This window comes from Thermodesulfobacterium thermophilum DSM 1276, assembly GCF_000421605.1.
Taxonomy (GTDB): domain Bacteria; phylum Desulfobacterota; class Thermodesulfobacteria; order Thermodesulfobacteriales; family Thermodesulfobacteriaceae; genus Thermodesulfobacterium; species Thermodesulfobacterium thermophilum.
The window spans coordinates 71,766-85,142 of the sequence record NZ_ATXI01000007.1 but is presented as its reverse complement, the minus strand read 5'-3'; the positions used below and the strand labels follow the sequence as shown (position 1 = coordinate 85,142).

General features: G+C 36.2%; 16 protein-coding genes. 11 read left to right on the top strand and 5 right to left on the bottom strand.

Translation table 11 applies throughout. The features are described from left to right. Window positions 1–42 precede the first annotated feature (42 nt). Window positions 43–462, bottom strand: a complete 420-nt coding sequence (locus H529_RS12155; RefSeq protein ID WP_081642256.1) for an IS110 family transposase — start codon at window positions 460–462, stop codon at window positions 43–45. A gap of 252 nt (window positions 463–714) precedes the next feature. Here H529_RS12155 and H529_RS0104540 point away from each other — a divergent pair, with 252 nt between their 5' ends. The 7 genes from H529_RS0104540 to H529_RS0104510 all read left to right on the top strand — a co-directional run bounded on the left by H529_RS0104540 (window position 715) and on the right by H529_RS0104510 (window position 7,068). Next, window positions 715–1,461, top strand: coding sequence for a slipin family protein (locus H529_RS0104540; protein WP_022855361.1), 747 nt, complete (start codon window positions 715–717; stop codon window positions 1,459–1,461). A 100-nt stretch (window positions 1,462–1,561) separates the two neighbouring features. Next, window positions 1,562–1,786, top strand: coding sequence for a DUF465 domain-containing protein (locus H529_RS0104535; protein WP_022855360.1), 225 nt, complete (start codon window positions 1,562–1,564; stop codon window positions 1,784–1,786). A 69-nt stretch (window positions 1,787–1,855) separates the two neighbouring features. Further along, a complete protein-coding gene (gene ilvB / locus H529_RS0104530) occupies window positions 1,856–3,547 on the top strand; it encodes a biosynthetic-type acetolactate synthase large subunit (protein ID WP_033396832.1) in 1,692 nt (563 codons plus the stop codon). 19 nt (window positions 3,548–3,566) lie between these two features. Further along, complete coding sequence (gene ilvN, locus H529_RS0104525; protein ID WP_022855358.1) at window positions 3,567–4,064, top strand: acetolactate synthase small subunit; 498 nt, start codon at window positions 3,567–3,569, stop codon at window positions 4,062–4,064. Window positions 4,065–4,142: 78 nt separating this feature from the next. Further along, window positions 4,143–6,086, top strand: a complete 1,944-nt coding sequence (locus H529_RS0104520) for a transketolase (RefSeq protein WP_022855357.1) — start codon at window positions 4,143–4,145, stop codon at window positions 6,084–6,086. After that, on the top strand, window positions 6,086–6,829 hold the full coding sequence (tatC, locus tag H529_RS0104515; protein ID WP_022855356.1) for a twin-arginine translocase subunit TatC: 744 nt from the start codon (window positions 6,086–6,088) through the stop codon (window positions 6,827–6,829). Before H529_RS0104520 ends, tatC begins: the two co-directional genes overlap by 1 nt. Window positions 6,830–6,846: 17 nt before the next feature. After that, window positions 6,847–7,068, top strand: a complete 222-nt coding sequence (locus H529_RS0104510) for a Sec-independent protein translocase subunit TatA/TatB (protein ID WP_022855355.1) — start codon at window positions 6,847–6,849, stop codon at window positions 7,066–7,068. Window positions 7,069–7,176: 108 nt separating this feature from the next. Here H529_RS0104510 and H529_RS10145 read toward each other — a convergent pair whose 3' ends face one another. The 3 genes from H529_RS10145 to dsrA all read right to left on the bottom strand — a co-directional run bounded on the left by H529_RS10145 (window position 7,177) and on the right by dsrA (window position 10,081). Beyond that, window positions 7,177–7,434: a dissimilatory sulfite reductase D family protein gene (locus H529_RS10145; protein ID WP_022855354.1), complete on the bottom strand. Its 258-nt coding sequence runs from the start codon at window positions 7,432–7,434 to the stop codon at window positions 7,177–7,179. Between the two features lie 33 nt (window positions 7,435–7,467). Beyond that, on the bottom strand, window positions 7,468–8,631 hold the full coding sequence (gene dsrB / locus H529_RS10140; protein ID WP_051132411.1) for a dissimilatory-type sulfite reductase subunit beta: 1,164 nt from the start codon (window positions 8,629–8,631) through the stop codon (window positions 7,468–7,470). Window positions 8,632–8,782: 151 nt separating this feature from the next. Continuing rightward, entirely contained in the window at window positions 8,783–10,081 is a 1,299-nt protein-coding gene (dsrA, locus tag H529_RS0104495) for a dissimilatory-type sulfite reductase subunit alpha (RefSeq protein ID WP_022855352.1), read from the bottom strand. A gap of 222 nt (window positions 10,082–10,303) precedes the next feature. Between dsrA and H529_RS0104490 the strand changes: the two genes are divergently transcribed. From H529_RS0104490 to H529_RS0104475, 4 genes are all read left to right on the top strand, one after another. After that, complete coding sequence (locus tag H529_RS0104490) at window positions 10,304–10,981, top strand: cell division ATP-binding protein FtsE (RefSeq protein ID WP_033396815.1); 678 nt, start codon at window positions 10,304–10,306, stop codon at window positions 10,979–10,981. Continuing rightward, entirely contained in the window at window positions 10,962–11,822 is an 861-nt protein-coding gene (locus tag H529_RS0104485) for a cell division FtsX domain-containing protein (protein ID WP_022855350.1), read from the top strand. The genes H529_RS0104490 and H529_RS0104485 overlap by 20 nt, the downstream gene beginning before the upstream one ends. Next, complete coding sequence (locus H529_RS0104480; RefSeq protein WP_022855349.1) at window positions 11,812–12,438, top strand: hypothetical protein; 627 nt, start codon at window positions 11,812–11,814, stop codon at window positions 12,436–12,438. Before H529_RS0104485 ends, H529_RS0104480 begins: the two co-directional genes overlap by 11 nt. A 69-nt stretch (window positions 12,439–12,507) precedes the next feature. Beyond that, window positions 12,508–12,756 carry an FmdB family zinc ribbon protein gene (locus H529_RS0104475; RefSeq protein ID WP_022855348.1) on the top strand — a complete coding sequence of 83 codons (249 nt, stop codon included), beginning with the start codon at window positions 12,508–12,510 and terminating at the stop codon, window positions 12,754–12,756. Here H529_RS0104475 and H529_RS0104470 read toward each other — a convergent pair. After that, a complete protein-coding gene (locus H529_RS0104470; RefSeq protein WP_022855347.1) occupies window positions 12,753–13,376 on the bottom strand; it encodes a tetratricopeptide repeat protein in 624 nt (207 codons plus the stop codon). The two genes, H529_RS0104475 and H529_RS0104470, sit on opposite strands and share 4 nt — an antisense overlap. Between the last annotated feature and the right edge of the window lies 1 nt (window position 13,377).

The window sequence follows — 13,377 nt, the reverse complement described above, 5'->3', positions numbered from 1 at the left end:
GAGGACGGAGAGGGCATATTTGATTTGTGTTTTGGCAAAAGATCATTCTTTTTTGAGTTTTTGGATGAGACGAGAGAGGTTTCTCAGGTGATGATCTGGTGGGAGAGGATTAAGGAATTGGGGGTTAGAGTGAGCAAAAAGTGCAAGGATTTTAGCGTCTTTGGTATCAGACTTAGAGGGGTTGTTTGCGGAGAGGAACTGGAAGAACCTGTGAAGGATTTTTGGGTTGATAACAAAAGCTTGAATATCATTAGCAAGGAGAAAGTGATAAAGTGGGAGGAAGAATCTTCCAGTAGATTCCATGACTACGATAGGTTTAGGGTATTGTTTAAGGATGGAGAGAAGCTGAGAGAAACCTTCTTGAGACATAGGGAGGTGTTTGGAGAGGATAAAGGATTGTTGATGGAGGACAGCGATATTAAAAGTGTCTTTAGAGACATCAATACCGACGAAGTAATTCATGGGAGCACCTCCTTGTGTGGTGTTGTTGGTATAGTAAAAGTCCCTCGCTCCATCCTCCCATGTGGCAGAGGCTTAGGAAGCCTAACCAACTTATTGGGAGTTGAGGGACAGGGGGACAGACTCCTCTCGAGGCTTTTAAGCCTAAGAGTTATGGAGTCCTTGTCCCTCTTTATTTTGTTGTTGTCCATATTATTACTATACAACGCAACATATGTTAAGCAAAAACTAACATAAAAATTGCAGGAGGGTGTTATGAGTTTTACGTTAATTTTCATTGTAGTTTTGATTTTACTGTTTTTACAAACTTCAGTAAAGGTAATTAATGAATATGAAAGAGCAGTTGTTCTTAGGTTAGGTAAATTTTTAGCGGTTAAAGGTCCAGGACTTATCATACTCCTTCCAATCATAGATAGAATGGTCAAGATAGACCTAAGAACAGTAACTTTAGATGTGCCTCCTCAAGAGGTTATTACTAAGGATAATGTTTCTATTAGGGTAAGTGCCGTAGTATATTATAGGGTATTAGACCCAGAAAAATCATTTCTTCAAGTAGAAGATTATCATTATGCTACCAGTCAATTAGCCCAAACCACCTTAAGAAGCATCTGTGGTCAAGCAGAGCTTGATGAAGTGTTAGTCGAAAGAGAAAAACTTAATCTAAAAATCCAAGAAATCCTTGATGCAGAAACAGAACCTTGGGGTGTCAAGGTTTCGAAGGTAGAAATTAAAGAAATAGACCTTCCAGAAGAAATGAAAAGGGCTATGGCTAAACAAGCTGAAGCTGAGAGAGAAAGAAGGGCCAAAATAATCAGCGCTGATGGTGAGTACCAAGCCTCTAAGACCTTACTTGAAGCTGCCCAAATTATGGCACAAAATCCAATAACCCTTCAACTAAGGTATTTACAAACTCTTACAGAGATTGCAAGTGAAAAAAATTCCACAATACTCTTTCCTTTACCTATTGAACTGTTAAAAGCATTAACAAATAACCCTAAATAAACCAAAACAATGAGTGGTAATTTCTTATTTTAAAGAATTTTTTCACATGATATGTTTTTAAAAAATATGCATATTATCCTTTAAAAGGAGGGAAGTAAAAATGGACAAAGAGCTGGTTAAAAAATTTGCCGACAAATATCCAGAAATCAATGAGCTTCTTGAGAAACATCAGGAGATGGAAAACCAAGTAGCTGAACTTTCTCAAAAACCTTATCTTACCCCAGAAGAAGAGGTTAAACTTAAGGAACTTAAAAAGGAAAAACTTTATATTAAAGAAAAAATATACAAAATAATAAAAACAAAAGAAGGGATAGAGATAGACTAAAAATCTATATCATTTAAAAAAGTTTTTAAAGTTATATACTCTTTAGGAGGGATTGCTTTGGGTGAAGTTATGACTGGTGCCAAAATGGTGATAGAGGCTTTAAAGCGTGAGGGGGTGGAGGTTCTTTTTGGATATCCTGGTGGGGCAATCTTAGATATTTATGACGAGCTGTACAAAGCACCAGAGCTAAAGCATGTATTAGTAAGACATGAACAAGGAGCTACCCATGCTGCCGATGGTTACGCAAGGTCTACAGGTAAGGTAGGAGTAGTCTTGGTTACTTCAGGGCCTGGGGCTACCAACACGGTTACAGGAATTGCTACTGCTTATATGGATTCTATTCCGATAGTAGTACTAACCGGTCAAGTTCCTACCAGGTTAATCGGAAATGATGCCTTTCAGGAGGTAGATATTACTGGAATAACCAGGCCTATTACCAAGCATAATTTTTTGGTAAAACGTATAGAAGACCTTCCTACCATCATAAAAGCAGCCTTTTATATAGCAAAAACAGGAAGACCTGGACCGGTTTTAGTAGACATACCGAAAGACATACAACAAGCCAAAGGAGAGTTTTATTATCCTGAAGAAATAAAACTAAGAAGTTACAACCCTGTTTACGAACCTCATATAAAGCAGATAGAAAGGGCTTATCAACTTTTAGAAAACGCAGAAAGACCTGTCTTGATGTTAGGAGGAGGGGTAATTTCTGCTAATGCTTCTGAAGAAGCGAGGAAATTAGCTGAAAAATTAAAATTACCGGTGGTTATGACCCTGATGGGGTTAAGTGCTTTTCCTGGAGACCACGAACAGAGTTTGGGAATGTTAGGGATGCATGGTACCTACTATGCAAACATGGCAGTAGCCAACTGTGACGTACTCTTAGCCGTAGGGGTACGTTTTGATGACCGAGTAACTGGCAAAGTAGATGCTTTTGCACCTGGAGCAAAAATCATTCATATAGATATAGACCCAAGTTCTATTCAAAAAAACGTAAAAGTTGACGTTCCTATAGTAGCAGATTGTAAAAGGGCTTTAAAACGGTTATTAGAGTTTGTAAAACAAGGAGGAAAAGATAAAAAATACTGGGAAGAACGATTTACCGATTGGTGGGAACAGATTAACATCTGGAAAAGACGATATCCCTTGGTCTACAAACAAGAAGGAGATTACATAAAACCTCAGTTTGTGATAGAAAAACTATGGGAACTTACTAAGGGAGAGGCTATCATTACCACCGAGGTAGGACAAAATCAGATGTGGACTGCCCTTTTTTATAAGTTTAAACATCCTCGGTCGCTTATTACCTCAGGTGGATTAGGCACTATGGGATTTGGGTTCCCGGCTGCGATCGGAGCCCAAATGGGTAACCCTGATAAATTGGTAATAGATATAGCAGGAGATGGTTCTATTCAGATGAACATTCAAGAATTAGCAACCGCTGTAGAGCAAAGGCTTCCTATTAAAATCATCATCCTAAACAACGGATTTTTAGGAATGGTCCGTCAATGGCAAGAACTTTTTTACGGTAGAAGATACTCTTCAGTTAGATTTCAGGTTATCCCTGATTTTGTTAAGTTAGCTGAGGCTTATGGGGCTGTAGGAATGAGAATAACCCGACCAGAAGAGGTTGAGCCAGCGTTAAAAAAAGTTTTACAAACAAATTCTTTGGTAATTCTTGACGTTCATATTGCTCCAGAAGAAGGGGTCTTTCCGATGGTACCTGCAGGAAAGGCCACCACAGAAATGATACTTTTATAACCTGAAAAAGGGGGATTTTATGCAAGAAAAAAGATATACCCTTTCAGTCCTTGTAGAAAATACCCCAGGAGCCCTGGCCAGAATAGCAGGACTTTTTAGCGGAAGAGGTTTTAACATAGACAGCCTTTGTGTGGCCGAAACTTTAGACCCTACACTTTCTCATCTTACCTTGGTAACCCATGGGGACGATCAAATATTAGAACAAATCTTAAAACAATTGAGAAGGCTTATAGATGTTTATAAAGTGGTTAACGTAACCGAAGAAGGAGATCACGTTGAAAGAGAAATGGCTCTTATCAAAGTAAGGGCTGAAAAGGAAAACCGAGATGAAATCTTTAGAATATGCGAAATTTTTCGTTGTAAAATAGTAGACGTAAGTCCCAAAACCTATGTAGTAGAAGTTACAGGTGATAGAGATAAGTTGGAAGCAGTGATAGAATTACTTAAACCTATGGGAATCAAAGAAATCGTAAGAACAGGGGTTATAGCTATCAGAAGAGAAAAAAAATCTGCTTAAAAAATAAGTCTTTCCTCTTGATTTTTCCATGTCTCAAGTTATAAATGTTAAATCAATTTTTATGGTTGAGGTGTCAAAATGCTTAAAATAGACGTAGAACAGGAAAATCTTACTGAAGAACAGATAAAATGGTTTGAAGAAGCTTTCAGAAGATGTGCTAGAAGGATTATACTTTCTACTACTTTAGCAGGATGTGGGCATCCAGGTGGATCTCTTTCTTCTTTAAGTTTACTTTTGGTGGTCTATTCCTTAGCTAAGGTTAAACCGCAAAATCCTAAGGCATTAGAAAGAGATAGAATCTTAATTAGCCATGGACATATAAGTCCTGGGGTTTATAGTGTGCTTTGCGAATACGGCTTCTTTCCTGAAGAGCCCTTTCTAATGGAATTCAGAAGGGCTGGTTCTGCTTTCGCAGGGCATGTAGAACAATCAGTACCAGGGGTAGAATGGAACACAGGTAACCTTGGTCAAGGCCTTTCAGCAGCTTGTGGTATGGCTCAAGCCCTAAAACTTAAAAATCTTCCTAATCTTGTGTTTTGTTTTATGGGAGACGGAGAACAACAAAAGGGACAAGTAATCGAGGCCAGAAGATGGGCAGTTAAATTTAAACTTAACAATCTTATCACTTTAATAGACTATAACCAGCTACAAATAGGTGGCAAAATTTCTGAAGTGATGCCACAGGACTTAAAGGCAGAAATAGAAGCCACAAAATGGAATGTATTGGAGATCGACGGACACGATTTTCAACAGATTTTTAAAGCACTCAAGGTTGCCATCGAAAAAAGAGTATCTAATCCTGAACATCCTACAGCCATCATAGCCCATACAGTAATGGGTAAAGGAATCTCTTTTATGGAAAATGATCCTAAGTGGCATGGGATGGCTCTCCCAGAAGATTTAGCTAAAAAGGCTTTAGAAGAGTTAGGATTTGACCCTGGGGAGCTTGATGTTTTAAAAGAAAAAAGAAAAACCTGGAAGGTCAGTTTTAAACATCAAAATCATGACCCTTTACCAATAAAACTAAAAATACCAACCTCTACGATTTACCCACCTGAGGTTAAAACAGATTGTAGAAGTGCATACGGTAAGGCATTGTTAAACCTTGCTAAAGAAAACAACCCTCCAACAGGAACTCCAAAAATCTTAGGTTTAACCTGCGATCTTGAAGGTTCAGTAAAAATGACAGATTTTAAAAAATGGTCTCCTCAGGCTTTTTTTGAATCAGGAATACAAGAACATCATACTGCCTCTGTAGCAGGCACCCTCTCTAAAGAAGGATTTTCGGTATTCTTCTCTACCTTTGGAGTGTTTGCGATAGATGAGGTTTACAACCAACTAAGAATAAACAGTATCAATCGAACAGCGTTAAAAATAGTAGCTACTCACCTTGGAGCTGACGTAGGAGAAGATGGGCCTACCCATCAATGTATAGATTATATAGGTCTTTTGTTAAATCTTTATGATTTTGAAATTTACCTTCCTGCTGACCCCAACCAAACAGATCATATCATAAGATATATAGCAGACAAACCTCGTAACATCTTCGTAGGAATGGGACGGTCTAAACTGCCGGTGGTTACCAAGGAAGATGGAAGTCCTTACTTTGACGAAAGTTATACCTTTATTCCTGGTAAGGCTGATTGGATAAGACAGGGTGATCAAGGAGTTATTATTACCTACGGTACGATGATGCCTTATGCTTTAAAAGCTTGGGAAATTCTAAATTCTGAAGGAATTAAGGTAAGTCTTTTAAACGTAGCTTCTATAAGACCTTTTCCAGAAAAAGACTTATTAAAAGCCTCTGAATTAAAAAATCTCATCGTAGTAGAGGATCATCTGGTAGAAACAGGTCTTGGAACAAAGATAGCCAGCTTTTTTGGAATCAACCAAATCAAAGTTAACCTTAAACTTTTAGGCCATAAAACTATTTGCTCCTCTGGGAAGCCTTCAGAACTTTTTAAACAAGCAGGTTTAGACCCAGAAAGTATTGCTTATGCCATGAAACAAATGTTAAAATAATGAATTCTCAGATCAAAGAAGTAGAAGAGAAAAAACTAAGTCTAATCGAACACCTATTAGAGCTCAGAGCTTGTCTAATAAAGGCCTTTATTGGTTGGGCTATTGCCTCTGTAATTGCCTATTTTTTGGGCGATCACATCATAGATTTTTTATTGAAACCTTTAATGAAAGCTATACCTCAACAGAATTATGTATTTTTCCGCACCTTTCCTGAAGTTTTTGCTTCTTATCTTAAACTTTCTATAATAACAGGTTTTATTTTTGGTAGTCCTTATATTTTTTATCAACTGTGGTCCTTTCTCGCCCCTGGACTTTATCCTCATGAACAAAAATGGGTAAAAACTGCAGTATTTTTAACCTCTTTTGCGTTTATTTTAGGAGACCTTTTGGCTTATTTCTTTTTTTTACCGTTTATTCTTAAATTCCTTTATTCTTTCGGAGAAAAATTTCTGGTTTTCAAACCTTTTTTAAAAGATTATATAAGTTTTTGCCTTCGTTTTTTTTTGATCATAGGGGCGGTGTTTCAATTACCATCTTTTATGGTTTTACTTAATCGGTTAGAAATAGTAAACTACGAAGGATTTAAAAAATTTAGACCTTATGCAATCCTTATCGCCTTTTTTATAAGCGCTATACTAACTGGTGGAGGAGATCCTTTTAACCAAATTATTTTAGCCATACCCTTGACACTACTATATGAAACAGGTATAATTTTAGTCAGGTTATTTAAAACACTTAAATAAAAAGGAGGCTTTCTGATATGTTACCCAGCTTAGGAGGTCAAGAACTTTTTATCATACTTTTCTTAGCCTTAATCTTGTTTGGAGCTAAACGTTTACCTGAAGTAGGAGCAGGGTTAGGGAAAGGCATAAAATCTTTTAAAGAAGCTCTTCGTTCTACCGACGTCAAAGAAGATTTAGAAAAATTAGAAAACTCAAAAGAAGAAAAATCTAAAAATCAAGAAACTTCTAATAAAGCTTAAATTTTAATAGTTCTTTTATTTTCAATGTGTTAGAATTTTAAACTTTTTACTAAAAAATAAAAGGGGGGACTTAAAAGTCCCCCCTTTTATTTGAACTATCTACTAACCTTATTCTTCAGGTTTTTCTACTCCTGCTTCCAACCCCATTCCTACACCAGGTAGTCCAAACATAACCGTACTACCGGTAGAGAAGTACTCTAACTTCCCTTCTCTTACCAACTCGTTAGCAGCATTCTTAATCTCACGAGGGTTGGCATCAGGAATTTCTCTTTGTAAATCTTTTAAATAAATCTTAGTTTTACCACCCTTTTTAACCTTTTCTTCCATTATCTGAATTATCTTCTGTTTCAATTCTTCTTTGTTCATAACACACTCCTTTTTAAAAGTTTTTCTTAATCTTTACTTAAAGAGTTCTACTTTATAATTTTCTGGAGCATTAAATACCTCATCTACATGTTTGGTGAACTTAAAGTGCATAGAAGTCCTGTACGTAGTATAAGCAAGTCTGTAATCATCGATGCATTTTTCAGTAAACGGAATACCAGTTAATTCAAAGAATCTTTCCCAACCAATTCTGTTAATCCAGGTACCAATTCTTTCGTACTTATTAGCATACTGAGAATAGACTTCAATAATCTTTTTAAGCCATTTAACGGTAGTTGGCCAACGAGGAGGTTCGTTAGGAATATAAGGTATTACTACCCTTGAGAACTCAGGAGGAGTAATTCTGTTAGAAACCTTTCCACCGACCACGATAGTAATACCATCACCTTCTCCATCAGAAATAGGTAAAGCTGGGCACATGGTATAACAGTTACCACAGAACATACAACGGTCTACATTTATCCTTACTGTCTTTTTCTTCTTACCATCTACTTCAGCAGTAGCAGGTTTGATAGCACCTAAAGGACAGGAAGCAATAACCAAAGGTATTTCACAAACATGTTCTAACCTTTCGTCTTCAACCAAAGGTGGTTTTCTGTGGATACCTACCAAGGCAAGGTCAGAACAATGCACAGCACCGCACATGTTAAGACAACAGGCAAGGGCTAACTTAGTCTTTGCAGGAAGCTTGTGAGACCCAAAGTATTCAAAAAGTTCATCCATGATAGCCTTAACTACACCAGAGGCATCGATAGCAGGAGTATGGCAGTGGATCCATCCCTGGGTATGAACTATGTTGCTAATACCCGCCCCTGTACCACCGATAGGGAACTTGTAAGAACCATTAGGATGTTTCCTGTTTTTCAAGTCTTCTATAAGAGCCTTTAAAGTTTCTTCATCAGTTACATGAAATTCTACATTATTACGGGTAGTCCAGCGTACATAACCGCCACAATATTTATCTGCGATCTCACAGATTTCTCTGATGTAGTCTGTGGTTTCTAAACGAGGTGTTCCACACCTTACCACATAAACTACATCACCTGTCTCAGACTTATACTTTAAAACTCCAGGTTGGATTATCTCATGAGAAACCCATTTACCATAGTTTTTCTGAATAACAGGTGGCATAAACTGCCAGAAATAAGGAGGTCCTATATCGGTAATTCTGTTTTCCATGGGTTTTTCAGGGTTATATAACTTTTCTGCCAAAGTTGGATCATAAGGCTGTGTATAAATCGGGTCTAACTCTTTAAATTTTTCAATTCCCATTTTACCCTCCTTTTATTTTAAAATATTTAGGTCTTTATTCATCAAATCCATCCTCACCTTAAGCAGGGTGACGTTTTCTAAATTCAGCCACGTCTCTGGTCCAACCACCCTCAACCTCTTCTTCCTTCCAGAAGATGTATGGGTTGTCACGAGGTACTCTTACATGCTGAGGAATAGGTGTAAGCCCCATAACCTCGGTGATAAACTTGTTCAAACCAACTCTCTGGATAAGTTCACCGATACGTTCACGGTTCTTTCCATTTTCCATCCAATAATCCCAGGCCTTATAGATAAAATCTTTAAGTTCATCATAAGGTGGTTCCACCTTCATAAAAGGAACGATAAGGGTAGAAAGCTGAGCACCTTCTAAGATCGGTGCTTTAGCTCCGATCAAAATAGCGATACCGGTATCTTGACCAGGTCTTAAAGCCTCTGGCATAACAGCTATACAGTGCATACACCTGTTACATTCACTATTGTTGATGTAAAGTTTTTGTTCGTTTTCATCCCAGTACATACACTTAGTAGGACAAAGGTCAATAACTTCCTTCTTAATATCAAAGGGACCCCAGTCTCTGTCAGAAAAAGCTCCGGCATTAGGTTTAAGCTCACCCCTTACATATGCCCTTACTGCTTCTTGATCTATCCTAATATCGTCTCTCCAAGTACCTATAAAAGACATGTCAGCTCTTGCTACAGCAGCCACACAATCTAAGGGACATCCAGAAAATTTAAACTTAAACTTATATGGAAATGCAGGACGGTGCAATTCATCTTGGAAAGCCATGGTTAACTCATAGTCTAATTCTTGAACATCTATCAAAGCCCACTCACAACGGGACTTACCCATACAGCAAGCAGGGCTTCTTAAGTTAGAACCAGAACCACCAAGATCCCAATGAAGCTGATGAGTTAAGTCAAAAAAGATAGGTTCAAGCTGGTCAGTAACCGTACCTAAAAGGATGATATCACCGGTAGAACCATGAAAGTTAACAACACCGCTACCCCTGCTATCCCACATATCACAAAGCTTCTTTAAAGCTGAAGTGTGATACCACTTTCCTGCGGTATGATGCACACGAACAGTATGGAATGCCCAGATAGCAGGGAACTTTTCCTGCTGGTCAGAATATCTTCCGATAACTCCACCACCATAACCAAACACACCAACTATACCACCATGCTTCCAATGGGTCTCTTTGTTGGTATAGGAAAGCTCCATCTGACCCATTATGTCAAAACAGGCCTGATTCTTGTGCTTCTCAGCATAGGAATAAATGTCATCAACAAAGCTTGGCCAAGGACCAGTCTTAAGCTGGTCTACTTTTGGTGTATCATGTTTTTTCACCTCGCCCATTGTACCCTCCCTACAGTTTTTGTATAGAATACATTTTATTGATCTTGAATTATATGTCAAGAATAAAAAATTTAAATTAAGGTTGATTTTCTAATTAATTCTCTAAATTTTTCTTTTTTGCTTTGGTTTTTTAGTTTTTTTTTTACCTTTTGCTAATTTACCTTTTACTACTATAAAATTTTGGTTGCCATAGATAAATTTTTAGATATACTCAAAAATGTTATGGAAATTTTTGTTATAGAAAAGGTAACCAAAGTTTATAACCCCTATTTTAAAGTGCTGGATGAAGTATCTTTTATCGTAAAAGAAGGAGATTTTTTGGTCTTAACTGGACCGACTGGTGCAGGAAAAACAACCCTTTTAAAATTACTTTACCGAGAAGAAAAACCTACTGACGGAGAAATATTTTACAAAAACCTCCCCTATTCTAAGCTTAAACAACAAAATTTTTTACATCTAAGACGGAATTGGGGCATCATTTTTCAAGATTACAAACTAATACCAGACTTAACGGTTTTTGAAAACATAAAAATCTCTTTAATCTTAAGTCAAAAAAAAGTACCTAAAATAAAATTTCACATATTAAACTATCTTGAAAGATTTAATCTTGCACCTAAGGCCTTTAAAAAAGTAAAAGAACTTTCAGGAGGGGAACAACAGAAGGTTGGTATTGTAAGAGCTATTATTAGAGAGCCTGAATTATTGATAGCCGATGAACCTACAGGTAATCTTGATCCTGAAAGCTTAAGGGAAATTATTAAGATATTTCAAGAATATCAACAAACAGGAAAAACGGTAATCCTTGCTACCCATGACCCGGTGATTCTACAACTTAATGCAGGGAGAATCCTTAGATTAGAAATGGGAAGGTTGGTAGAAAATGTTCAAACTTCTTGCTAAGTTAGAGATTAAAAAGGGTTTACTTTATTATCTTTTTTTTATCCTATTTTTCTTTTTTTGGAATTTTTTTTCTTTAGCCCTTATTTATGCTTATGGAGTTCTATTTACCTTAGAAAAACACTGGAAAGATCAAATAACCTTAACCCTGTTTTATTATCCTAAAAACCAAGAACAATTAAATAACTTTGTTAAAGAACTACAAAACGATTTTTCTTCTTCTACAGAAAAAATAGAGGTGGTTACTCCAGAAATGGTCCTAAAACAAGCTCAAAAAACCCTTCCCAAGGAAATAACCCAAATTTTTACTGAAGAAGAGCTCAAGGAAAACTTACCTTTTCTCATCAAAATTTATCCTAAATCTTTGGGAAGTTATATAGAACTTACAGAGCGTTTAAGACTAATCGCCGCCTTAACACCTGCTTTAGAGCTTCAAAACCCTAAATATTTTAAGTTTCTAAAACTAAGTTTTTTTCTCAAATCAGGGATAATCGGGTTTTGGTTTAGCTGGATAATAGTTTATCTTGGGGCTATTTTTTTTATAAATACCTTATTGAATAACCTGCTTTATCAACAATATAAACTAATCCTTCTTTTAGGAGGTAATCCTTTTTATTTAAAATTCATCAGGTTTAGTTTTTTGGTTTCTATCATAACCTTAGGATTCTTTAGTTCAGGGGCTACCTTTTACTTAGCAGTAAATTCTCTAACAAGTATTATAAACTTTCCTCTTTTAGATATATTTTGGGTAAATTCCTGGTATTCTTTGGTGTATTTTATTTTTTTAGTAGTATTAATACCTTTTTTAAGTGTGTGGATAAGTTTTTGGAGTTATGAAATATAGAAAAATTTTAACTATCTTAGGTTGTCTTATTCTGATGCTCTCAAAAAATAATGCTTTATGTCTTCCTGCTCAAGACTTAAAATTAAAGGACATAGAAAGAAGATTAACAGACATAGAACAAACTAAAAAAGAGGTTTTGAGAGAATATCTAAAACTTTTTATCAAAAACCATCAGATTTCTTATTTAAAGGATGAATATCCTTTAAAAAGGTTTTTAGAAAAAACTTTACTCAAAAAATTAACCCAGCTAAACCAAGAGAAATTATCTTTAGAACATAAAAAAGCAGAGCTTATCAACATGTATTTGTTTAACAAACAAATTATTTCTCAAGCTATAAATCCTGTTTCTGGAGAGGCTATTAACCCAGGAGAGTATAGTTTTAAACTAACTCCTCCTGTTTTTATTAGAGCTCCTATCTCTGGGATGATAACCAACATAAAATACTCGCCAGAAGGGGTTATGATTAAGATAGAAAATGAAAAATGTAATTCTTCTTTGTTTCCCTTAAGTACTATAAGGGTGAATTTGGGAGAAAAGGTGGTGATAAAAGAAATCCTTGGTGAAGTTAAAACTCATAACTTTATCAGAGTAAAGATAAACTGTAGTTATCAGTAATGTTTGGTTTTCTTAAAATCTTTGATATAATTAAACATCAAAAAAAAGTCTAAATGGAGGGTGGTGTTAATGCCTATCTATGAGTTCAAGTGTGAAGACTGTAAAACTGAGTTTGAAGTTTTTTTGAAAAACAAAGAGGAGTTAGGGTCAGTTGAGTGTAAAAACTGCAAAAGCAAAAACGTTAAAAGACTGATGAGTGTGGTAAACTCTATCGTTAGTGGTTCAGTGGGATCTTCAGACAAACCAAGGATCACAGAATCTCATTCCTGTCCGTCAGGAAGTTGCACCCATATAGAACTACCTGGTTATGGAGATTAATCTTTGGTATTTAAGTTAGATTGTTCCTTTTCTAAAATTTCTAACCCTTCTTTTACCTTTTCTGCAAGCTCTCCAGCTCCCATCCCTTTGTATATTTTATAGGCTAAAGAATAAGCCTCTTTAGCTGCCTCAAAGTTGTTCTGGAATCTATAAACATCCCCTATACCCACCAAGGCACGAGCCGCTCGATGGGCATCTTTATATCTTTCTCCTATCTCTAAGTTTCTGTAAAGATAAGGAAGCATCTTATCGTATTCATTTTTTGTACGATAAACATGTATGATCTTTTCTACTATAACCGCCACACTAAATTCATCTTCTGCGGTTTCACATACATCTAAACAGGCTTTATAACACCTTAAAGCCTTTTCTATATTTCCTCTCATATGGTATACATCTCCTAAAAAGTCTAAGATGTTAGCCATTTCTTTATAAGCCTGATGTTGTTGAAAAAACTCTAAGGCCCTTTCCATAAGTTCTATAGTATCAAGGACTTTTCCTTCAGTCCAACACTTATGAGCTTCTATACAGAGTTCATATCCTGGTTTCAACTCCTCTGAAACCCCTAGTTGTTTAAAATAAAGCTCTTTTCTTTTCTCGATAAAGTTTTTATCTTCCATG